Genomic DNA, 20,637 nt, shown 5'->3' with positions numbered 1-20,637 from the left:
AGCAATTCATGGCCGTCCCGTTTGAAAAACTCCGCGACCTGGCATATCGTCCATATGCCTCCGCTGACCAACACGACCCTGCAGTGTTTGCCGGCCTCTCAGCGGTAGTTGGGTATCCCGTTCCGCAGGAATACATGGATTTTCTGCGCGAGTTCCCCGATACGGGAGTGTTTGCGGTGGAAGGTGATGTCATCATTCATAGCAAAGAGAAATTGTCGGGAAAACACGATGGAATCTACGCTATCGACATGCTTTTTGCCGCGAGCATGGACAAGCGATACGACCTCATGGAGATTGCGAGTCGGCCTGTCTACGATGGCGACACACCTCGCTATGTCTTGCAAATAGGACAAGATCTAGGCGGCAATGCCTTTTGTCTCGACCTCCGGCCTGAGACCTTTGGGAAAGTGTATTTCTGGGATCACGAGCACAGTGCGCGCGAGACAGGCTTGCACTTGGTGGCGGATGACTTCTTCTCATTTTTGAATGGGTTGCAGGTCGAAATTTAGCCTCATTTACTGCCCCGTGCCCACGCCAACTGCTCCGCCAGCTCATGCGCCGTCAGTCGCGCACATCAAGAGCGAGGCTCCCGGTCTTCAACTGCGAGTGAGCACGCGCGCGGAAGGCGTTAGGTGGTGTGCCCCGAAGCAAAAACGACACCAAAACTGATGGTGGCTCGCGCCCGTTGGATAACATCCACAGTCAAACGTTAACGACGGTGAACGTGTCCATCGCGGACTGCGAACCTAAAACGTCGGTTCGGACCTGCTGCGTTTGGCAATGCGCTGGGGGCGAGCCTAGCCAGCCAAAACTCCAGCGGTTCGAACCTGCCGGACTGGCAGCAGCGGATGGTGGACGGACCGACGGACCCGCTGTACGGCACATCGCTGGGCGTTACACCGACCTACGCCACACCGGCGTCGCCCATTTTTAGCGGACCAGACGCGGGCGGTGGCGGCTACGACTATCTGCAGGCCTACCGTGGTAACAGTGATGTCCCCTATGCCGTTAGTGCGGGCCAGATACCGTTCAATGAATCGCTGGGTGTCGAAGCGAACGGAGCCATGGGGCCGGATGAGTTGCAGGCTCGCAGAGGCGCCGTCGAAGACCAGCTACGCTGGGAACTTGCTGGGCAGGAAGCTCGTGATGCTTCGTTGGAGGGTGCTCAATTGCTTCCCACCGGCGGGGCAGCGCGTAGCATGCCGCGAGGAGGCATCGGTAACTTCGAGATGGTGCGTAACGGTAACTGGGATGCTGCACTGAATCTTGCGGCTGACCCAATGGGCATACTTGGCGAGTTGCCAGCGCTCAGGCAAGACTTGGTAAGCTTAGCCAGTTGCAGGCCGAGAATCGTGTTGAAACACTGCGTCAAGCAATGGCAGATGCTGGCGTTAAGGATGTGCCTGGTTACTCTGAATCCTGGTCCACCGGCGCAGACGGCATAACTAGGAACGTTCGAGATTACGGTGCAACTACCGAGAATCTGCAGCGTGTTTATGAAGACTTCGTGCGCGACCAGCGATTGAGGGAGACCTGGGGCGACGACTATCAGAGCCTGCGTATTGGCAAGTCCCAAATGACCCCGATGGAGTTCGAGAAGAAGGTTCTTGACATACACCAGCGTGCAACCGATGCGGCGTATACCCAAGGCGTAGACCTTATCGCCAAGGGCGAACTGGAAGTCAAGCCGGGAGAGTATGCTAAGGAACTGGGGAACTTTATTGACAAGCAGGTGCGAGACGGTTTGCGAGGTTTCGCTAAGGTCGAGGGACTTAGCGATAGTGCAGCGTCGAACATTTGGGCGGTTAATCGGCGCCTCAAGAGTGAGATAATGCCGGGCTGGGGTATCCCTGACAGCCGATTGGGCTACAACATGTATGCAGACACGACACTCGCGATGAAGGGACCTTATACAGAGCAGATTCAAAAGTGGAATAGTTTGCGGCCAGGCTACACAATCATTATCAGACCATCAGCTTTGCCAGGGCCAATCGAAGGGACGCGAGGCTCATATGTCATTCCGCGACCGGCTATTCCGAGTTATGTGCCTAGAAATCTTGGTAGGGGGCTTTGATGTCATTGAAAGAACGCCTTGCTGACTTCGCTGGCGCGCTTACCAGCGCGACGTTTGCTCCGGATGAATATCCGTTACCAGAGTACGTGAATTATCAGAGCAACATGGCGGACCTGCGTGAGCTATGGTCGGAGATTCGCCCGCAATTGGGGCGGGACCTTGAGCAAGCAGAGGTCATCGACAAGAAGCTGCAGGAGATGTTCGATGCCTTTGAGATGGGCAGGAAAGAGGACGGACGAAAGGCCGTCTTAGCCATCTATAACCTAAAAGTGGAAAGACTGCGGTAAGTCTAGACCATCTAGTTCAACGCCCGCCCCGCGCGGGCGTTGTCGTATCTGGCCCCCGGGTTCGCTCTCAGCCGCTTGGCCGGCGGCATCTAAAACTCCCCGCCAAGGCTTGCCGGGACTCGGTCTCCGGCAAAAGGCTAAACCCGAGTTGCTTACTCCTGACGTAGACCTGCACATGCGGATCTGCCGAGCCATGGCCCACCCTCGAAGGGTGCTGTGCCGGGTTCGCTACACCTTGCATCCCCACGCGTCAGGAGCGACTCATGTTCGACCCCAAACCGGCCCATAAGGGCCCTGCAGAGACAATACACACCCCTGCAATCTCCGATTGCGGCGCCTATGCGCCGGAAACCCCCGCCACGCCTGGCTTGGCGCGTAGACCGTCCCCCGCCGCAGCGGTCCACAAAGCGACCACGCCCAGTGCTGGCGCGGCTTCGCGGGCCGGCGTGCGCAACAAGTTCATCAAGGTGCGGGTGGCACCGGCCGAGTACGCCGGCATTGCCCGCCACGCCGACGCGGCCGGGCAGACGATGAGCGAGTACGTGCGCGAGCAGGTGCTGGCGGTCCACCGCACGCTGGACGTGCAGGCGGGGCTCGCGGCGCTGCGTGGCCTGGTGGCGGCGCCGGCGCGGTCCACGGACAGCACGCTGGCGCTGGAGGCGGTGCTGCTGCTGCGCGAGCTGGCGGCAGCGCGCGACGCGCAAATCCTCGGGCGCGTGCGCGCCCATCCACCCGCGCTCTAAACGTTCTCCCAACCGTGCGGATATGTTCTGAGAGGAAACAATCAAGTCACTTGTTCTGCCAATAACCGGTCGTTATTCAGGTGATGTATGGTCCTCTTTTTTGGGGTTGCCCCGGGCCCTGCACCGCCCAGCCGGTTGAGCGGCATGGGCGGACATTTCGACAACGCGTCATAAACACTATCTGGAGTTGATATGCAATCGTCCCAACAAACGCTCGCTCCGGGCAACGCCCAAGCTCAAGCCGCCGAAAAGGTGGCAATGTCAGCGACTGCCCGCCGCGCATGGAACATCTCGTTTGATGTGCCGGAACCGCAAGCCATGCCGTCCGAGCGCATGCAGGCTCGTGCCGAAGTGGTGCGCAATGCTCTGAACTGCGCTGTCTACTGATTTCAGCATGAGCCCCGGGGGCCTGCGTGCGGCAGGACTCCGGCGTTTGTGCCAACAAGCGCGGCGCTGCCCGCCGCGAATCCGGTACTCCAATCCCAATACGAAAAGCCAATGTTTCTGCCTGGACATTTGTACGAGCCATTGGCGCAGTTCGACGATGCGCCGTGGCAAGCAGTGCTTGAGCGCCGCCCATTCTGGCGCCATACCGGCACCACCCTCGATGCCGAGCATGTCGATCTAGCGTTTCACATCTTGATGCAAGAGGGGCAGATTGCCTTGGGAATGGGCGCGAAGGCGTCGGACTTCGAGTTCGATGCCGTGCCGATTGCCGATGACGTGCTTACGGATTCGGCGCTGCAACGACTCGTAACCGGATGGTCGGCCATGCACGCGCAGAATTTTGGTCCGGGACTGACGACGAAGATGGGGCTCTATGTGATCCGCGCCGGCGGTACATTGGGTTTTCACACCGATGGCCCGGTCTTCCTGAAGGGAGCGCGTGTCGATCTGGGCGCCGCCGAGATACAGCGCGGGTTGATCGAAATGAATGCATCGCATCGCACGATTCTTCCGCTGCGCTTCAATGCCGCAGACGACTTCATGATCTGCAGCTACCGCGCGCCGTTGCAGCGTGGCGAGCTCTTCGAATTCAGCAACATCTTGCCGCATGCCTATTTCAATCGCGGCAAGGAGCATGCGGTACTACTGGTGACGACCTATCTGGAAGAGAAACTGCTGCCACGGGAATACCAGTACAGCCAGATGCCAGAGGCCGAGGCCGTCTGACGTGGGCGAGGTGCCGGCCTGATACTGTGTCGATACGATTCGAAGTCCGCACGCTCGATGTCTTTGACAAGCCCGACTTCGAGTTGGTCAGGGCGGAGCTTTTTCTGAACGAACAAAGCAAATCGACGGGGTGGGGGCGTGACGCCGATGTCGAAGTCGCACAGCACAAGGCGGTCGGCGAGGCTTTCGAGCGATTTGCTGCGAGGCAATTGCCCCCCAGCCACCTGGCGCCCGCGCTGGCATTGCCGCACTATATGCATCCCGACTGGCTGGTGAGGTATGCGAGCGAGCAGTACGAGCGGCCCGGATTTCCATTCACAAGATTTGATCGTGTGCAGCCCCGCCTTTGGATCAACGCAACGGAGGTGGCAGGCGGAACATCCGTGCCGGTTCTGGCGGATCATGTTTGCATGCCCGGTGCGTTCGATAAAGAGTATCGCGCGAAGCTCGTTACGCATGCATCGACGTCCGGTTGCGCCACGGCGACGACCGTCAAAGACGCAATCCTGCGCGCGACCTTCGAAGTGATCGAGCGTGATGCCTTTATGCGTCACTGGCTGCGCCAGCAGGGCGGACTGCCGGTTGCCATTCCTTCCCTGCCAGTGCGCTTCCAGACTCGTCTTGGTCGGCTTGAAGAACAGGGTTGCCGGGTGGGTGTGCAATGCCTCACGCTCGGACACCATCCTGTATGGCTGGTGTGGGCGCAAAGCGCCGCACGCCATTTCACCGCCATCGGCACAGCGTGCGGCGACAATGCGGAGCGCGCGCTCGAATCGGCATGCTCTGAGTTAGAGACTATGGCCCTGGTGCGAATAGAGGACGTCGAGTGGACCCCGATCGAGCCCCAGGCCGTGGTCACGCCTGGCGATCACGCAGCACTATACGCGACGCCGCGGTACTTCCGTATGGCAGACGCACTCTGGGATCGGACGGTGGCGGACATGATACCGTTTGACGACGTAGCGGCAAGATGCGTGATTGAACGCGATGCACTGTTCAGCAAGCTAGCAAGTGCCGATTGCCAGGTGCACTGGGTAGATCTGACCCCCCCTGACTTGGGCCAGGACGCTCCAGGTCTGCATAGCGTAAGAGTGCTGATGCCCGGAGCCATTCCCATGAGTTTTGGATACGGACGAATGCCGCTGGGCATGACACTCCGGTATGCGAAGCGAGCAACCTTTCCACACCCATTCGCATGACCAACCTTCGCGTCACGAGCGCAAGGGGCGGACATGTCGTCGACCTCAATAAAGACCGAGATATGGAACGACTCTGGCGATTCGAAACTTCCGCGGTGCATGCCGGTTACGATCCGGACCCCCATACGCGTTCGGTGGCAATGCCGATTTACCAGACCGCCGCGTTTGCCTTCGACGACACGCAGCATTCGGCCGATCTGTTCGACGGCAAGGCGGAAGGTTTTATCTATAGCCGGCTAGGAAATCCTACCGTCCAGGCGCTAGAGCAGCGCGTGAACACGCTTGAACAGGGCGTTGGCGCATTGGCCCTGGGTTCCGGCCAGGCGGCCGTGGCAGCCACATTCATGACAATCGCTGGCGTGGGCGACAATATTGTTGCGGCCAGTTCGCTCTATGGCACTACGTATGGCTTGCTAGCCTACACCTTGCCCCAATACGGCATCCAGGCAAATTTCTTCGAATACCGTGACCTTGACCGCTGTGAGCAACTGATCGATGACAACACCAAGGCCATCTTTTGCGAGTCGATCGCGAACCCATCGGGGCACGTCGCCGATCTGGCTGCTATGGCCGAGCTTGCTCACAGGCACGGGCTGCCGCTGATCGTCGACAACACGATCGCTACGCCATATCTGTGCCGTCCCTTCGAACACGGCGCGGATATTGTCGTACATTCAATGACGAAATACATGGGCGGCCACGGCGCGACGCTGGGCGGAGTGGTGGTCGATGCGGGCCGCTTCCCATGGACCAATCATTCCGGCCGGTTTCCGAAGCTGACGCGGCCGGACGAAAGCAGCCACGGCAAGATTTTCACCGAAGCCTATGGTGACGCGGCATTTATCGGTCGCTGCACCGAGGTACAGTTGCGCACTATGGGCGCGGTGCTGCCGCCGACGTCCGCATGCATGATCGCGATGGGAATCGAGACGCTGGCCGTGCGCATGGACCGCATCTGCTTCAATGCCGGCATCGTCGGCCGCTTCCTGCTTGAGCACCCAGCCGTGTCGTGGGTCAGCTATCCAGCGCTGCCGAATCATCCCGACCATGAGCGCGCGAAGCAGTATATGGGCGGACGCGCATCGGGCGTGCTTAGTTTTGGTATCAAGGGCGGATGCGAGGCTGGTGCGCGACTGCAGGACGCATTGACGCTGATCCGGCGCTCGACCAACATCGGTGACTGTAAGACACTGGTCTGCCATCCCGCGTCGACCACGCATCGCAAGCTATCGCCGGAAGACCTCCGTAAGAGTGGAGTCAGTGAAGAGCTCGTGCGTTTGTCCGTCGGCATAGAGCATATCGAAGACCTGCTGACCGATCTGGACCAGGCTCTGTATCAATGCGTCGCCTGAAGGGAGCACCCGACGTGACAATGAAGCCAGAGACCGCGTTGCTCCATGCCCCGCACGTCGCGGCGTCCCAGTTCGACGCCGTACACCCGGGAACGTACCGTGCTTCCAGTGTGTTTTTTTCGAGCATGCAGGCATGGCGCGAGCGTGACTGGACCGGAAAGTCCGGATATGTCTATGGGCCGCACGGTACGCCGACCACCTTTGCCCTGGAGGCCAGGGTGGCTCAGCTTGAGGGTGGCAACCACTGCCTGGTGTGCCCCAGTGGGCTCAATGCCATCGCCCTGGTCTACATGACACTACTCAAGCCGGGCGACGAGTTGCTGGTACCGATCAATGTCTACGGTGCCAACCGCACGTTCATTACACAGGAGTTGATGAGCTGGGGAGTCAACGTGTCAATTTACGATCCGACGGATCTCGCTTCGCTGCATTTCACGAAGCGTACCCGGTTGGTCTGGATTGAGGCGCCCTGTTCGATGACGTTCGAGTATCCTGATCTGCCAGCGCTCGTGGCGCTGGCACATGAACACGGTGCGCTGGTGGCCTTGGACAACGCCTGGGGAGCAGGTATCGCGTTTTCACCGTTCGATTTCGGTATCGACATCTCGGTGCACGCGTTGACGAAGTATGCCAGTGGAGGCGCCGACGTGGTCATGGGCGCAATCACTGTCCGGGACAAGGCACTCTATGACGCACTGAAGCTCTGCTATATGCGCCTGGGGCTCAATGTGTCCGGACCAGATGCGGAATCGGTACTGAAGGGTCTGCTGACACTGTCCTTGCGATATCACGCTCACGACCGAAGTGCCCGCCAGATTGCCGAACACCTGCGCCGCAACGGAAAGGTGGCTCGTGTCATGCATCCGGCACTGAAGGATTCCGTCGGCCATGCATTCTGGGCGCGCGATTGCGGTGCGGCGGCGGGCATCTTCAGCGTTGTATTCGATGTGCGCTACAAGCAAGAGGATGTCGACCGGTTCGTCGACGGCCTGCGACTGTTCCGGATCGGATTCAGCTGGGGAGGCCCGGTTAGCCTGGCAGTCTCGTACGGTAAGAGCGTGGCGACTTTGCGGGAGTTGGAAGGAGAGCTCGTCCGGCTCAGCGTGGGGCTTGAGGCCACTTCGGACCTGATCGCGGATATCGATCAGGCACTGGCTCGCCTGTAGTTGTATTCAAACTTGATAGCGCGGAGCCGTCGCCGGCGGGTTGAACCGCAGGAGACCGGGGTAGCGCTGCATGACACCGGCCGTGTGCATCCAGGTGACCAGCGGCACATCCATTGCCTGCGGGCCGAACGTGTTCCAGTATCCATGGTTGACAAACAACTGACGTTCGATGTCGGACGGGGTGTCGTCCAGCGATATCGGTGGTTGTGTGGGACAGGGCGCCAGCCAGCGAAATGCGTACTCGATATAGAAGCCCCGACCGACGTCGACCGAGGTGGCGGCTGCAAGCGCCTGCGAGATCCGTCGGTCGACCAGCACCACTTCGCCGGCGCGTAGCGCAATCCTGCCTTCGCCGTTCTCATCGGTGCTGGCTTCGGTACAGACAATAGCCGCGACGGAATACATGGGGGCATCGGCATTGGGCGCGTACGGATCTGTTTCCCACGGCCCCATGGCGGCAGACAGCAGGCTGTCAGGCAGCGTCAACCCGCGGCGAACCGAGATATTGGGCCCAAGCAGCCGACACATGGTGGCCAGTATGTCAGGTCGGGTTGCCACATGCCGGAGCGCTGCCCGCGAGGGCATGCCATCCAGCCAGTCAGCTTCAGGAAGAATGCGAGCAAAACCGCGAGACTTGAACTGTTGGAACGGATTTTCCATTGGGGCAGTCGTGTGGATCGATGTGGGTGTTTTCAACTGATCAGGCGTGTCTGCATCTCAGACAAGCCTTCCAGGTGTTTGGATGTCAAGTGCCAGTCTTGCTTGCGGCGAATCCAGGGCACAGAGAATTCTGCGAACACCACCCGTCGCGTCGAACGACTTTGGTTCCACGTGCGTGAGTGCAACAGACGGCGGTCGAAGAATGTAACGTCACCCGCGCGCGCCACGATAGCCTGTTGCGGGGCACGTTCAAGGTCGAGTTTCCGGATATCCTGGGGCGACAGCTTGTGCGTGCCAGGATAGAGCAGCAGATTGCCTCCGTGCAGTGCAACATCGTCCAGCCAGATTGCGGCCTTGAACGTCAGCATCGGCGGGTTGTCGATGCTGAGATCGTCCTCGATCCACCCGCCATCGCGATGCGCTCCCATGTTGCCCAAGTAGAAGTACCCAAATGCGTGGGGATCGCCTGGGCCACGCTGCTCCGGGTCTTCGGGATCTGTCACGCCGAATTCGATCATGCTGATGCGGCATTGCGAGCCCAGAATGGCATCGGCTATTGCAATCAGTCCCGAATGGAAAAGAAGTGGGGCAAGATCCATGAAATCCTCGCCTTTGGGCCGCAGCATTCGATGAGCCATGCGCCCAGATTGATAGGGCTGATCGTCCATTCGCTTCAGTACCGTCCGAGCTGAGCTGATACCCGCGGCCCCGATCAGTTGCGGTACATGAATGTGGCCTTCATTCATAAAAGTCGCAACGCAGTGGACTAGACGATTCATCGGCGGCATCCCAACCCTACAATTGACGTACCATCACAATGCTGAAGAAATCTTCCCCTGGCCATTGAATTCTGTCCACCTTGACATAACCTTCCCTGGTCATTGAATCGAGTCGCTCGGTGTGACCTTCAGCGGTATCCGTACCGAGTTCAGTGAACCCATGGTCGCGCGCGAAAAACTCTATCTGTTTTCTGAGCATAAAACCGATCCCGAGCCCTTGCAGCTCTTCCGCGACCGCGAATTGGTAACGGTATGCGAGGTTTGGGCGTGCCAAATACGCGCACGTCTCATTTGGAAAACCGGGACAGATGGACATTGTGCCTACAATGACCCCGTCGAGCACGGCGATAAAGCATGTTCCGCGCGAAACCCGGCGGCGCGTTTGCTCGACATCTTGATATGTTCCGGCTAGGCGATATCCCATCGCCGCGACTGGTGCATAGGCCCGGTTGATCAGGCTGGTCAGTTCTTCGAGTGAGTCGTCCTGAGTAAGCTCGCGGATTTGGATGGATTTCTGTCTCACGTTACCCTCCCATCGTTCACGCATAATATATCCGCTGGATTCAAGAATGATTTAGTTTTCTGGCGTATAAAATCGTCTTCCTGACAATGTAAATATCGTGCGACAATGATGAGGCATAGCGTCGATATTAAAAAATTCATTCCGGTCTGCTTACAATGGCAATCTATCTCACGGTAACGTTCAATCATTTTCGCGCTGTCCAGCGGTGGCTAGCGGAATCGGGCGCACAGGCGACGATGAATCCCAAAGATTTCACGCTTGAAATCAAGCACCGGAACCGCTACTACCTCTTCCATCCGTTGTTTCAGGGCGAAATTGATGGAAAGTTCGTCCATTTTTCCACGCTGACCGACGATGCAATCCGTTTCGGCGGTTGGCGTCCGTATCGCACCCTCCAGCACCCGCACTCCACCGACAAGCTGCTGTTCAAGCGGTATCTGGCCTCCGAGGCCATCCGAACACCGGCGATGCTGACACTGGGCGATGGCGTGCCAGATTTCGACTACCTTCTGAAAGGGTCGGTCGGTTCGTTTGGCTATGAACTGGCGGGTCCATTCCGCGCGGGCACTCCCATCGATCTTACGTCGCCGCGCTTTCAGGAAAAGGGGGGCACGACTTTCGTCGAGCAATTTGTTCCGGGGAAGATGCTCAAGGTGTGGTTCTGGGGAAAGACCCCGTTCTTTGCGCATGCGCAAGATTTTCCGAAGCTGGTCTGTGATGGCTCGCGCAGTGTCGAAAGGCTGCTGCGTGAGCGTCTCCAGCGTGCCGGCGAAACGCTTGAGACGTTCTCGGAGATGGCTTTTGTTAAGCAATGTCTCGCGTATCAGGGCGTCACACTCGATGCGGTGCCGCCGGAGGGCCAGGAATACTGGATTGACTATCGGTACTCACGTGTCTATATGAGGTCAGGTCGTACGTCATCGCAGTCGGACAGTCAGTTGGCAATGCTCCAGAAGGTGGCGGGCGATCAGTTGAGCGCGATGGGCGAGGCGCTGGTCAAACTGACATGGCAGACGTACCAGTTCCCTGTCATGCTCACTTGTGATGCTATGCTTGACGAGCATGGGCAGATCTGGTGGTTGGAAATGAACACCAATTCGCTGATGCCCCCAGAGGGATATGCCGTCATGTTCGGCCAATTGTTCGCCTAACACTGATATGGTATGGGGAGTCGTTCAGTGATCGGTGGAATCCTTAGCGCAGACTTTCCACCAGCGCGTCAAGGCAACACGCGTCCCGCCGCGCACTGGTAGAACCTCATGTCGGAACCAAGGAGACGCAGGGAATAGAACCATCGTGCCTGCTTGAGGGCGAACACAGAGGGGGAGGCCGGTGTCGGTTTCAATCAACGAATTGACGCGAAGCTCTCCGCCCGAAAAGGCGTAACCTCTTATTTCTCCGCATGTAGGGACTACATCCTCGCACTGTGATGTCAGCCAAACGATTCCGACGAGATGGCGATCGGGTTTGACGGCGCGCCAGACTTGACAGCCATGTTCTGCATGGACCAGTGCACTGTCGTCGGCGTGATCGCGAACATAGTCACCTGTTTCGTATAGCAGACATTGATCGTCTACGGGAACAAGTGTATGCAGGTCTTCGCTTAAACCGAAGGCCGGCATCGATCGCTCGGCGAAGGTCTGCATTGTGTTGAAGCCGTGCTCAAGGCCGTCGAGTCTTGTCGGTATATTTCTGGAGCTGCGAAACTTCATGTTAATGTCCCACTTCGCTTGGCTTGCATATCTGGTGCGCGAGTTGACGCTGTGGCCCAAGTGATGGGCATTCATGACAATCTCCGCCAACGTGTGAGCCGATTCCGCCGATAAGATCGTGGCTTGCTGGACTTCAGGTCGTTGGATCCAGCAGGGTACCGGCATCATGGCAGATTCCATCTTGGGGATCATGAATTGATATCCCATCGGCGCTCCGAGAATGAGAGGTAGGCAAAGACATCGATTTCCCTGAAATCGATGTAGAGGACTATCCACATATCCTACAAATTTTATGGTTGTTTAGCAGGCTATTGAAAAGCGACTCGTCTTGACGACTAGGGCTGTTGTTTCTAGAGGGCGGTAGCAGGACCACCAGCCGCTGCGCTAGCCTCGCGTTGAGCAGCAGTGCGGGCAGTGGACAGGTCCAGTGCGTATCGGGCTCGCGCCGGCGTACAGGTAACTGATTCTCGAAGAGGTTGCAAATAGTTGCGACGTTGCTTTTATCGAAAAAACAATGGGGAGGCTTCGGCTATAACTCTGCATATTGGCGTGGTCCAAGAAGGCGGATGCCTGCAGAATCTTGAATGAATGCGATGGTTTCGGCTCCGGACATCTGTCAGATAGCGCTATGCAAATGACAGACCCTGCGCGCGACCTGAGCCTGCAGGCGACCGCATCTGGCGTGCGCCTCGAAGTACCTCGGACTCCAAGCCGCCATGGCCGCTACGCCTTACGGATGGGCGATGAGCCAGAATGGCGCGTCGTAGGTCTCCCGCAGATAGTTCTCCGTCACGCCCAGCAGGGCCAACTGTGACCGACTCACCGCCCGCTTGGACAGCCCGGGCTGCACGGCAAAGATTTCCAGGTCGACCGACAGCGTGTTGAGCCGGCGCGCGATGTCGTGCAGCGTCGCCAGTTCGCCCTGATCCAGGCGGGTACCGCCCTGCTGGTTGCGCTCGATCTCGCGCCGGCGCATTCGGTCCAGCATTCTTGCTGCCATGCCCTTCCAGCTCACACTGCGTTGCGCCTGGCCGCACACCTCGTAGAGATCCTTGACGCGCGCCCCGGCCGTGTCTTCGCTCGAAAACTTGCAGTGATACAGGCGCACGAGGAGCGTGTGCCCAGTCACCCGCAGCGCGACCACATCGGCAATCTCGCCCGATCCGTCATCGTCGAAGACTACGTCGAAGCGGGTCACAGCAGGCTCCGCGAGCAAGGCCAGAATCACCTTGCGTTGAATCGATGCCGGGCGACGTTCCTCGCGTTGCGACTCCATGCGGATGTCGGTCCCCGCCCAGTCCCATGTCAGGATGCGTTCCCGCGGGAACGGCACGCGCCGGTGTGCATCCGGAAGCGGGAATAGTTCGTTGCCCACCATCAGCGTGCCATCGGCAAAATAAACCGTCGGCGGGTTTTCGGCAAACCACTCAGTCAGGGGGCTTAATACCCCGCGCCGCGCCGAGATGCTGGCCTCTGGGCCCGACACCTGGACAAACGCCGCACGCCCATCGGTAATCAGGACCTCGTACTCGGCCGCAGCGCCAATCTCGTCGACCACCACAGCAAACCGTACTGGTCCGGCCAATTTGTGGGAGGTGATCGCCAAACCGACGTCATAGAGAGAAGCCTCCTGCTGCCCCATCTGGATCAATACCCGCTCGTGCGGCCGTGCGAGCAGTTCAGGATGCCATTCCACCGCGATGGCGACTGTCTCCGGACGTCCGGAGACTTCCCGCGGTACCACAACGTTGCGGAACACGTCCTCAGTCGCAATGGTTGCATCATTGAGTTTGGCTCCGACGCCATGGCACCAGTCGACCCAGTCGGATAGGTCGTAGGCTATCCGGTGCGACCACACTCGACCCTTCTGAGAACACCCAAACGTGACCGGCTCACCATGCTCGAAGCCCTTGCCAAACAGGTTTGATTTGGCCTTGTTCTCCCGCATGGCCGTGGCGAGGGCCTGGCCCACGTCGGCACCGTTGTGCATGGAAAACTGGATGTTGCGGTTCAGCAGATGCCGCAAGCCCAGACTCATGATCACGAAGCGGTTCAGACCGTGCATCGACCGGAAGATCGTCTCGCCGCGAATCAATCGCGCCGTATCGCCGGCCACCACCATCGCCAGATCCTCGTGCACGGAGCTGTTGTCTGAACTGTTGATGAACAGCAGGCCGCTGTTCGCGTCCCAGTGCAGCAGGTACAAATGCCAGAACGTTTCCTTGAGATCGCGAATGTCGCCCCAGGGCACCGGGAGCTGGTCGCGAGCGACGACGATTAGGGTGCGCGCCTCGCGATTGATGTATGGGCCGGCATACAGCCGGCCGGCGGGAAATTTCCTCACGATGTCCTCGGGCTGCCACGCCGCGCAGTCGGTCTTGAAGACCACAGCACTCATCTTGGGGAAGATGTTCTGCAGCGAGATGACCGGGTTGGCTTCCCGGAACCCGTCGACGAAATCCGAACGGCGCACTTCGCGTTGGGTCGCCCCTTCGCTGAGCTTGCGCAGCAGTTCGTTCCAGTCCGCATCCTCGGCGTAGAGGTCCTGCAGCTTCTGCTCGACGTTGGCATCGGCAATATTGGCAATTACAGTGGCCTCGCCAATGCCATGCGCCGAACGCGTGAAGCGGCCGGTAAACTGCAGCGTGATCGCTAGGCTCTTGTGCATGTCGTGCAAAGCCGCGATCTTGAGGGCCGGCAGGTCGAAGCCTTCACCGAGCATGTCGACGCACACGACGATTCTCGAGGCACGGGAATGCAAAGCGGCGAGACCCGCCTGTCGGGCGCGGGCCCCCTGCCGACTGTGCAACAGCACGGGGTGGTGCTCAGGCGCCATCTGCTGGTAGATTGCATGCAGCCGCTCAGCCCCCGAAATCGAGGCGGTACGTGCCATCACCAGGTGATCATGGCCCGCGGCGCGGTCCCGATCGAGCACCTCGATGGCCGCTGCGCAGATCGCTGCGTCGGCACGCCGCGGATCGAATTCCATCACCGGCCGGAACGTCACGGCACGAAAGTAGCCCTCTGCCTGCGCCCGGCGAAGGGGATAGTTGAAAATGATCTTGCCGTCCACGAGCTTGCCGTCCTGACGGAAGGGGGTCGCGGTGAACTGCAGGATACGGGCGGTCGCCATGCGAGCCTTGAAGGCATCCCAAGTGCGCGCCGCAACATGATGAGCCTCGTCGATGAACACGTGCGACGCCCATTGCGTCAGCGCATCGTCGCGCAGACTCATGCCGTTCGCGATTGCCATCGTCGTGACCAGGACGTTGCACTGCATCAGAATGCGATCGGCGTCTTCCCGGGAGCGCGGCATCTCCGTGAGCATGCCGACGACGGGCAGATGCGCCGCCTCGCCGACGATGTTGAACGCCTTCAACCAGCCAAGTGTCAGGAACTTGCGTCCGATCTGCTCGCGCAGCGCATCAGAGGGCACCACGACGAGCAGGCGCGGAATCCGCCGCGCCACGAGCAGCGCCAGCATAGTTTCCGTCTTGCCGGTACCGGTTGGCATGACCACGGTGGCCGGGTGGTCGGACACCTTCCAGTGCGCAAGCACCGCGTGCAACGCGCCAATCTGGGGACCGCGCAGGCCCGGCGACACGGCACCATCCGCCAGCACTTCCTCCTCGCGAAAGGCAAACTGATCCCGCCAGCTTTGCAGCACAGCGTCGCGACGGTATCGTGCGGCTTCAGCGTCCACGAGGTCGGCCGCCTGCGGCAGCGGCGACAGCCAGCGCACGCCACGGTGCGACGCCAGATCCCATCCTGCTCCGTCTTGGGGAAAACCCGATTTGGGGGTCACCAGCACAGGCGTGCCGACCTCTTCCGGATCCGCACCGCTGGGTAGCACACGGATGCGCTCGCCACTAGGCGTCACGACATCGAATGCCACCACGCGCCCCCGTGCGTCGGTCTCTGCTTCAACATCCAGGCCACTGCGTATCGACTCGGTCCGCAGTTGCTGGATCACACTACTGCCAATACTGCCAGAGAGATGAAACCGCTCCGGGAGGGAGCCTTCGAATCGCTGCGCCATCGCATATGTCACGGTAGCCGGGATGCGCCAAAGTATACAGATCATCTCCGTCGCCGTAATTACCCCTCTGGTCCGGTGTGGCGTCGCCCCGCTCCTCCTGTCGCCCATTGCCGATTGCCACGCCTGCAGCGCAGCGGCCAACATGCCAAGGTCGCGGTGTGTTTGACTGCCGCGAGCGCAAGCGGATTGCATCGCGACGATGCGGCTGAGGTTGGCGGCGATTTTCATCTTGAAGCATGGGGCAGCGGCCCGCTAAACGGCAACTTGTGGGGGCCTATCTTCCAAAGCTGGATCGGGAAGCGATGCAGGCGTTTGCTGATCACGAGGTGGAAGAGCATCGCAGCTACCGGCTTGACGATATTACTCGGGGAAACGAAAAAAATCCCGCACGCGTTGAGGAGCGCACGAAGGAAATTCGTGATGAGCTTTTGGCCGGTCTTCAGGACGGTGCTTATTTCGAAGTCCCGGTAACGGGGGATAGCGCCGAATTCAGAGCTGATGAATTCATCTGCTGGCGAGTTCGGACGTCGGTATGAGGCGGTACGCCTCACCAGTGGACAAGATGGGCGTCTATGTGTGGTTTGTCCGCCGGCCGTGGGAGCCAGAGACCTGAGTCCGGTATGTCGCTGATGGTGGCCACGACAGTAGCGCCTGCGCGACAGTGAGGCATGCCGACGTTGTGTTGTGAGGTTACGCGCAGGTCCGGTGCTTGGGGGCATGCCGGCCGTGCTGCGCCAGCCTGCTCATCATGCGGCGTTGGCGGCAGGCAGACCACCCACTACATCGACGCAATAGCCGTGTCACATTTGGTACTTGTCCCATATATTGCATCGGACTCTTCCCGGATACTGGCGGCAAATCATCGTTCGCGCCGCTGTGCGCGGGCCATCATCCGAGGATTCAGACAATGAAATGCGATAAGCGAGGGCGCGGGCGGAGCGCTCGATTGGCGTACACCATCGTGGCCGCCTTTGCCGGCATGCTGCTGGTACCGGCACATGCCCTGGCAGCAACAATCGAGGTGACGGCCTTCGGACGGGACCTGGCTTTCCCGGCCACCTCGACCGAGGGCACGGTGCTGGCGCGCACCAGTTTTTCGCCGCAGCAACTCTGCGGCGCGGCGACCTGCCCGTTGCCGCAAGCCACGATATGGATCTGGAATGGCGAATCCTTCGTGTCGGGGCCTGTCACCCGCACCGGCGTCACGGGGATCGGCGTCCAGTTCGTGGTCAACGGGGCTCCCCTGACCAGCGGCACGATATCTCCGGCGGCGACGATTTCCCAGCCCCTGGAAGTGCAGCTGATACGCATGGCGGGCACGATGGCTTCCGGCACTCTGGGGGGAGCCGCGTCAACTTACCTGAACCTCTGCTCTCCTATCGCGGGAGGGTTCAGTCAATGCTATGACTCTTCCAATACCGTCTATGCCAAGATCCGGCTGGGCGGCAATGTCAAGCCCATCGCCGGCACCTGCCGGACGCCCGACCAGACCGTCAACCTGCCGCCGGCGCAGAAGCGGTCGCTGACGGGCATCGGCAGTTCGACCGGCGAGACCGGTTTCGAGGTGCGGCTGAACAACTGCCCGCCCGGCTACAACCGGGTCGGCTATGCACTCGACCCGGTCGGCGGCATGGTCGCCAATGCCCCCGGCGCGCTGCCCGCGGGCCAGGGTTCCACCGCGGGCGGAGTCCACATCAGGCTGATGGACGATGCGGGCACGCCGGTGACGTTCAGGGAGTCGAAGCCGGTGAGCGCGTACAGCAAGGCGACCGGAGGATCGTATTCGATCCCGATGAAGGCGGCCTATCTCCAGACCGGCGAGTCGGTCACGGCGGGCAGCATCACCGGCGCCGCCACCGTGCTGGTCGATTATCAATAGGTATGGCGCAGGCAGTCCCCGCGCATCGGTTCGCCGACGGCCGTGGCGGCGCCTCGTCCGGCCCGGCGCCGCGCAAAAAAGCGCCCCGCGCAGCGGGACGTGCGCGGGGCGGATAGGACTGATGTTCGGGGGCGCAGTGCCCCTGTCGAAGGCACCCCGGCATCTTAAGCAAAGCGCGGCCGGTTCAAAACGCCGAGCAGCGCCGCCAATTCCGCCTAATCCCGGCTTTGAAGCCGCCGCCGCACGGCGCGCGGGGAGTCCCGGCCGCGCCGCGCCGCGGACGCGCTTCAGCGCGCCGGTCCTGCCAGGAAGCGCTGCGGAATCTTGTCCGCCATGGGAAACATGGCGAAGTAGGGCCGGGCTTCGGCAAGCACGCGCTGCACGCTCGGCCTGCCCGCCAGCCGCTCGAAATACGCCGCGAGGCGCGGGTGCGTGCCCGTGAACGGCTGCGCGATGCCCGCGTAGAACAACGCCGGCGTGGCCGAGCAGTCGGCCAGCGAGAACCGTTCCCCGGCGGCCCAGCGCCGTCCCGCCAGGTGCTTGTCGGCCAGGTCGTAGGCGGTGCGCAAGGCGGCGCGCGCATCCGCCACGCCGCGCGCGTCGCGCTCGGCTTCCGGCCGCAGGCAGTCGCCGACGATCTTCTGCATCGGCAGGTGCACGTAGAGATCGAAAAGGCGGTCCCACAGCCGCGCTTCGCGCTGCTCGTCCCCGCCGGCGGGCAGCAGCGGCCGGCTGCCGGGGTAGTGGCGGTCCAGGTATTCGATGATCACGGTGCTCTCCGGCACGGTCAGCGCGCGTGCCTCGTCGCGCAGCACCGGGAACTTGCCGACCGGCCACAGCGCGAGGAACGCCGCGCGCTCGTCCGGGTCGCCCAGGTTGACGATATGCCCGGTGAAAGGCGTGCCGTTCTCGTAGAGTGCGATGAGCACCTTGTGGCAGAACGAGGACAGGGGATGGTAGTGCAGCGTCAGGGCCATGGCGTCTTCTCCTCGCCGTTCAGCGCGGGCGGGGCCGCGCGCTGTCATGTCGCCGCCATCTGCGGCGGGCGCGGCCGCGTGACGACCGCGAAGGCAATCTGTACCAGCCCGGCGGCCAGCCCCAGCGTCACGCCGATCTGCCAGGCCAGGGTGTAGGAGCCGAGGGCATCATAGACCAGCCCGCCGCCGAAGGCGCCGACGAAGCTGCCGATCTGGTGGCTGAAGAACGCCACCCCGCCCAGCATGGCCTGCCAGCGCAGGCCGAAGGTCTCGGCGATCCAGCCGGCCACCAGCGGCGCCACGCCCAGCCACAGGAACCCCATCACGGCGGCAAACACCAGCGTGCTGCCCGGCGTGGGCGGCGAGGTGAAATACCAGGTCAGCGCCAGCGAGCGGATGGTGTAGATGCCGCCGAGCAGCAGCAGCTTGTTGACGCGCCCGCCGGCCCAGCCGAAGAACAGGCTGCCCAGCACGTTGAAGCCGCCGATCACGCCGAGCGCCTTGGCGCTGAGCATGGGGTCCATGCCGCAGATGTCGAGGTAGGAGGGCAGGTGCGTGGTCAGGAACACCAGTTGCATGCCACACACGAAATAAGCCGCGCCCATCACCAGGAACGGCGTATGGTGCAGCGCGGTGCCGAGCGCTTCGCGCGCGTTCTGCTGCACGCCGCCCGGCGGCACCGGCAGCGGCAGGCGGTCCACGCGGCCGGCGAACCACGCCGCCGGCAGCATCGCCAGCGCGAGCACCACGAAGGCCGCCAGCCCCACGCGCCAGCCGTACGACTGCGCCACCACCTGCCCGATCGGCGCGGCCACCAGCGCGCCCAGCGACCCGGCGCCCGAGACGATGCCGAGCACCGTGCTGCGCAGCGCCACCGGCACCGGCCGCGCGGACACCGCCATGGCGATGGCGCTGCCCGTGCAGGCCATCGACGCGCCGATGGCCACGCCCGCGCCGAGCGTGACACCGACGATGCCTTGCGCGGTAGCCAGCATGACCAGCCCCAGCACGTACAGCAGCGAGCCCGCCATCATCAGCGGCCGGAAGCCGGTGCGCGCGGCCCAGGCGCCCGCGATGGGCTGCAGCAGGCCCCAGGCCAGGTTCTGCACCGCGATGGCCACGGTGAAGTCGGACACCGAGATGCCGATGCCCCTGGTCAGCGGCGGCATGAAGATGCCCAGGCTCTGGCGCAGGCCCATGGCCAGGCTCAGCATGACGGAGGCGCCGAGCAGGATCGGCAGGACGGGGCGGAGTTCGGAAAGGCGGGAAGGCGCGGAGGTGCTCACGAAGAATTGTCTCGGTCTTTGTATTGTTCTTATTGTTTTGTTTTTCTTCCGGTACCGCGTGCCGCGCGGGCCGGAGGTTCAGGCGAGGGTAAGGCCGAACCGGAACGGAAGTCAATGAGCGGGCCGGCTCCGGGTTTTGCCCGGCGGCGCGCCGGCGGCCGGAGCGCCTATGCTTGAACGGACGCCCACATTCCCGCGAGCCCATGCCGAGAGTCCGAATATCCGCTGTCCTGGCGAGCCTGGTGCTGGCCGCCGTGCTGGCCGGCTGCGTGACCCGCTATCGGGTCGAAGCCGGCGTGCCGGCCGCGCGCGTGCGGCTGGTGACCAATACGGACGACAACACCACCTTCAGCGTGGTGGATGCCGGCAAGTGCCCCAGGCCGCCGCGGCCGATGCTGCTGGCGGCTACCGGCCACCAGGCGGCCGCCATCGGCAAGGAGGAAGACCTGAAGATGTGGGGCATCTCGCCGGAGCCGGCCGCGCGCACGCGCGAGCGCTGGCTGGCGGCGAGCCAGCGTGTCTACCTGACGGCGGCGGCGGCTTCCGCCGCGGACGACCAGCCTTACCGCTGCGCGATCGGGGTGTCCTTCGTGCCGCTGCCCGGCTGGCAGTACGAGTTGCGCTACCAGCGCAACGCCGCGGCCAGGAACTGCGCGGGGCAGGTGCTGCGGCTGCTGCGCGCGCCGTCGGGCGAGATCGTGGCCACGCCGGACCCGACCCAGCAGGTATTCCGCGGTTTCGAGCCGGACGCCGTGTGCGCGTCGCTGTAGCGCGCGGCCTGCCGCCGG

Annotated in this window: 20 protein-coding genes; 13 read left to right on the top strand and 7 right to left on the bottom strand. The window is 61.5% G+C overall.

What is annotated here, in order from left to right:
- Nucleotides 1-8: 8 nt before the first annotated feature.
- The 9 genes from ACKI2N_RS31950 to ACKI2N_RS31910 all read left to right on the top strand — a co-directional run bounded on the left by ACKI2N_RS31950 (nucleotide 9) and on the right by ACKI2N_RS31910 (nucleotide 7,994).
- Nucleotides 9-509, top strand: a complete 501-nt coding sequence (locus ACKI2N_RS31950; protein ID WP_420998319.1) for an SMI1/KNR4 family protein — start codon at nucleotides 9-11, stop codon at nucleotides 507-509.
- 827 nt (nucleotides 510-1,336) lie between these two features.
- A complete protein-coding gene (locus ACKI2N_RS31945) occupies nucleotides 1,337-2,074 on the top strand; it encodes a hypothetical protein (RefSeq protein WP_420998321.1) in 738 nt (245 codons plus the stop codon).
- Nucleotides 2,074-2,361 (top strand): hypothetical protein, encoded by a 288-nt coding sequence (locus ACKI2N_RS31940; RefSeq protein ID WP_420998323.1) that lies wholly within the window; start codon nucleotides 2,074-2,076, stop codon nucleotides 2,359-2,361. Before ACKI2N_RS31945 ends, ACKI2N_RS31940 begins: the two co-directional genes overlap by 1 nt.
- Before the next feature lie 446 nt (nucleotides 2,362-2,807).
- Nucleotides 2,808-3,104, top strand: coding sequence for a plasmid mobilization protein (locus ACKI2N_RS31935; RefSeq protein ID WP_420998324.1), 297 nt, complete (start codon nucleotides 2,808-2,810; stop codon nucleotides 3,102-3,104).
- 192 nt (nucleotides 3,105-3,296) lie between these two features.
- Nucleotides 3,297-3,491, top strand: coding sequence for a hypothetical protein (locus tag ACKI2N_RS31930; protein WP_420998325.1), 195 nt, complete (start codon nucleotides 3,297-3,299; stop codon nucleotides 3,489-3,491).
- Nucleotides 3,492-3,602: 111 nt separating this feature from the next.
- A complete protein-coding gene (locus ACKI2N_RS31925; protein ID WP_420998326.1) occupies nucleotides 3,603-4,277 on the top strand; it encodes a hypothetical protein in 675 nt (224 codons plus the stop codon).
- Between the two features lie 26 nt (nucleotides 4,278-4,303).
- Nucleotides 4,304-5,476, top strand: a complete 1,173-nt coding sequence (locus ACKI2N_RS31920) for a YcaO-like family protein (protein ID WP_420998327.1) — start codon at nucleotides 4,304-4,306, stop codon at nucleotides 5,474-5,476.
- Between the two features lie 62 nt (nucleotides 5,477-5,538).
- Nucleotides 5,539-6,828, top strand: coding sequence for an O-acetylhomoserine aminocarboxypropyltransferase/cysteine synthase family protein (locus ACKI2N_RS31915; RefSeq protein WP_420998349.1), 1,290 nt, complete (start codon nucleotides 5,539-5,541; stop codon nucleotides 6,826-6,828).
- Nucleotides 6,816-7,994 carry an aminotransferase class I/II-fold pyridoxal phosphate-dependent enzyme gene (locus ACKI2N_RS31910; protein WP_420998328.1) on the top strand — a complete coding sequence of 393 codons (1,179 nt, stop codon included), beginning with the start codon at nucleotides 6,816-6,818 and terminating at the stop codon, nucleotides 7,992-7,994. Before ACKI2N_RS31915 ends, ACKI2N_RS31910 begins: the two co-directional genes overlap by 13 nt.
- A gap of 6 nt (nucleotides 7,995-8,000) precedes the next feature.
- Here the strand turns inward: ACKI2N_RS31910 and ACKI2N_RS31905 are convergent, their stop codons facing one another.
- Genes ACKI2N_RS31905 through ACKI2N_RS31895 form a run of 3 tightly spaced genes read right to left on the bottom strand, consistent with a single transcriptional unit; the run spans nucleotide 8,001 to nucleotide 9,956 of the window.
- Nucleotides 8,001-8,654, bottom strand: a complete 654-nt coding sequence (locus ACKI2N_RS31905) for a hypothetical protein (RefSeq protein WP_420998329.1) — start codon at nucleotides 8,652-8,654, stop codon at nucleotides 8,001-8,003.
- Nucleotides 8,655-8,686: 32 nt separating this feature from the next.
- On the bottom strand, nucleotides 8,687-9,433 hold the full coding sequence (locus tag ACKI2N_RS31900) for a phytanoyl-CoA dioxygenase family protein (RefSeq protein WP_420998330.1): 747 nt from the start codon (nucleotides 9,431-9,433) through the stop codon (nucleotides 8,687-8,689).
- Between the two features lie 16 nt (nucleotides 9,434-9,449).
- Complete coding sequence (locus ACKI2N_RS31895; RefSeq protein WP_420998331.1) at nucleotides 9,450-9,956, bottom strand: GNAT family N-acetyltransferase; 507 nt, start codon at nucleotides 9,954-9,956, stop codon at nucleotides 9,450-9,452.
- 155 nt (nucleotides 9,957-10,111) lie between these two features.
- On the opposite strand from ACKI2N_RS31895, the gene ACKI2N_RS31890 reads away from it, so the two are divergent.
- Nucleotides 10,112-11,107, top strand: coding sequence for a hypothetical protein (locus tag ACKI2N_RS31890; protein ID WP_420998332.1), 996 nt, complete (start codon nucleotides 10,112-10,114; stop codon nucleotides 11,105-11,107).
- A gap of 24 nt (nucleotides 11,108-11,131) precedes the next feature.
- On the opposite strand, the gene ACKI2N_RS31885 is transcribed toward ACKI2N_RS31890, so the two are convergent.
- Nucleotides 11,132-11,860, bottom strand: a complete 729-nt coding sequence (locus tag ACKI2N_RS31885; protein ID WP_420998333.1) for a 2OG-Fe(II) oxygenase — start codon at nucleotides 11,858-11,860, stop codon at nucleotides 11,132-11,134.
- Nucleotides 11,861-12,398: 538 nt separating this feature from the next.
- Nucleotides 12,399-15,935, bottom strand: coding sequence for a DEAD/DEAH box helicase (locus tag ACKI2N_RS31880; RefSeq protein ID WP_420998334.1), 3,537 nt, complete (start codon nucleotides 15,933-15,935; stop codon nucleotides 12,399-12,401).
- An 8-nt stretch (nucleotides 15,936-15,943) separates the two neighbouring features.
- On the opposite strand from ACKI2N_RS31880, the gene ACKI2N_RS31875 reads away from it, so the two are divergent.
- The gene (locus ACKI2N_RS31875; protein ID WP_426990875.1) at nucleotides 15,944-16,243 is read left to right on the top strand and encodes a hypothetical protein; all 300 of its coding nucleotides are present in this window, start codon (nucleotides 15,944-15,946) and stop codon (nucleotides 16,241-16,243) included.
- A gap of 410 nt (nucleotides 16,244-16,653) precedes the next feature.
- The gene (locus ACKI2N_RS31870) at nucleotides 16,654-17,586 is read left to right on the top strand and encodes a fimbrial protein (RefSeq protein WP_420998337.1); all 933 of its coding nucleotides are present in this window, start codon (nucleotides 16,654-16,656) and stop codon (nucleotides 17,584-17,586) included.
- Nucleotides 17,587-17,873: 287 nt separating this feature from the next.
- On the opposite strand, the gene ACKI2N_RS31865 is transcribed toward ACKI2N_RS31870, so the two are convergent.
- Both ACKI2N_RS31865 and ACKI2N_RS31860 read right to left on the bottom strand, forming a co-directional pair.
- On the bottom strand, nucleotides 17,874-18,563 hold the full coding sequence (locus ACKI2N_RS31865; RefSeq protein ID WP_420998338.1) for a glutathione S-transferase family protein: 690 nt from the start codon (nucleotides 18,561-18,563) through the stop codon (nucleotides 17,874-17,876).
- Between the two features lie 44 nt (nucleotides 18,564-18,607).
- On the bottom strand, nucleotides 18,608-19,777 hold the full coding sequence (locus ACKI2N_RS31860) for an MFS transporter (protein ID WP_420998351.1): 1,170 nt from the start codon (nucleotides 19,775-19,777) through the stop codon (nucleotides 18,608-18,610).
- A gap of 275 nt (nucleotides 19,778-20,052) precedes the next feature.
- Between ACKI2N_RS31860 and ACKI2N_RS31855 the strand changes: the two genes are divergently transcribed.
- Nucleotides 20,053-20,619: a hypothetical protein gene (locus tag ACKI2N_RS31855; protein WP_420998339.1), complete on the top strand. Its 567-nt coding sequence runs from the start codon at nucleotides 20,053-20,055 to the stop codon at nucleotides 20,617-20,619.
- The last annotated feature ends 18 nt before the right edge of the window (nucleotides 20,620-20,637 follow it).

The sequence above is a fragment of the Cupriavidus sp. 30B13 genome (assembly GCF_049059565.2).
Classification (GTDB): Bacteria; Pseudomonadota; Gammaproteobacteria; order Burkholderiales; family Burkholderiaceae; genus Cupriavidus.
This window is presented reverse-complemented; position numbering and strand designations above follow the sequence as displayed.

Excerpts from the sequence above, each read along its gene's own strand:
- ACKI2N_RS31950 (WP_420998319.1), top strand. The coding sequence starts at position 9 with ATGGCCGTCCCGTTTGAAAAACTCCGCGACCTGGCATATCGTCCATAT.
- ACKI2N_RS31940 (WP_420998323.1), top strand. The coding sequence starts at position 2,074 with ATGTCATTGAAAGAACGCCTTGCTGACTTCGCTGGCGCGCTTACCAGC.
- ACKI2N_RS31930 (WP_420998325.1), top strand. The coding sequence starts at position 3,297 with ATGCAATCGTCCCAACAAACGCTCGCTCCGGGCAACGCCCAAGCTCAA.
- ACKI2N_RS31925 (WP_420998326.1), top strand. The coding sequence starts at position 3,603 with ATGTTTCTGCCTGGACATTTGTACGAGCCATTGGCGCAGTTCGACGAT.
- ACKI2N_RS31915 (WP_420998349.1), top strand. The coding sequence starts at position 5,539 with ATGGAACGACTCTGGCGATTCGAAACTTCCGCGGTGCATGCCGGTTAC.
- ACKI2N_RS31910 (WP_420998328.1), top strand. The coding sequence starts at position 6,816 with ATGCGTCGCCTGAAGGGAGCACCCGACGTGACAATGAAGCCAGAGACC.
- ACKI2N_RS31905 (WP_420998329.1), bottom strand. The coding sequence starts at position 8,654 with ATGGAAAATCCGTTCCAACAGTTCAAGTCTCGCGGTTTTGCTCGCATT.
- ACKI2N_RS31900 (WP_420998330.1), bottom strand. The coding sequence starts at position 9,433 with ATGAATCGTCTAGTCCACTGCGTTGCGACTTTTATGAATGAAGGCCAC.
- ACKI2N_RS31890 (WP_420998332.1), top strand. The coding sequence starts at position 10,112 with ATGGCAATCTATCTCACGGTAACGTTCAATCATTTTCGCGCTGTCCAG.
- ACKI2N_RS31885 (WP_420998333.1), bottom strand. The coding sequence starts at position 11,860 with ATGATCCCCAAGATGGAATCTGCCATGATGCCGGTACCCTGCTGGATC.
- ACKI2N_RS31880 (WP_420998334.1), bottom strand. The coding sequence starts at position 15,935 with ATGAAAATCGCCGCCAACCTCAGCCGCATCGTCGCGATGCAATCCGCT.
- ACKI2N_RS31875 (WP_426990875.1), top strand. The coding sequence starts at position 15,944 with ATGGGGCAGCGGCCCGCTAAACGGCAACTTGTGGGGGCCTATCTTCCA.
- ACKI2N_RS31865 (WP_420998338.1), bottom strand. The coding sequence starts at position 18,563 with ATGGCCCTGACGCTGCACTACCATCCCCTGTCCTCGTTCTGCCACAAG.
- ACKI2N_RS31860 (WP_420998351.1), bottom strand. The coding sequence starts at position 19,777 with ATGCTGAGCCTGGCCATGGGCCTGCGCCAGAGCCTGGGCATCTTCATG.
- ACKI2N_RS31855 (WP_420998339.1), top strand. The coding sequence starts at position 20,053 with ATGCCGAGAGTCCGAATATCCGCTGTCCTGGCGAGCCTGGTGCTGGCC.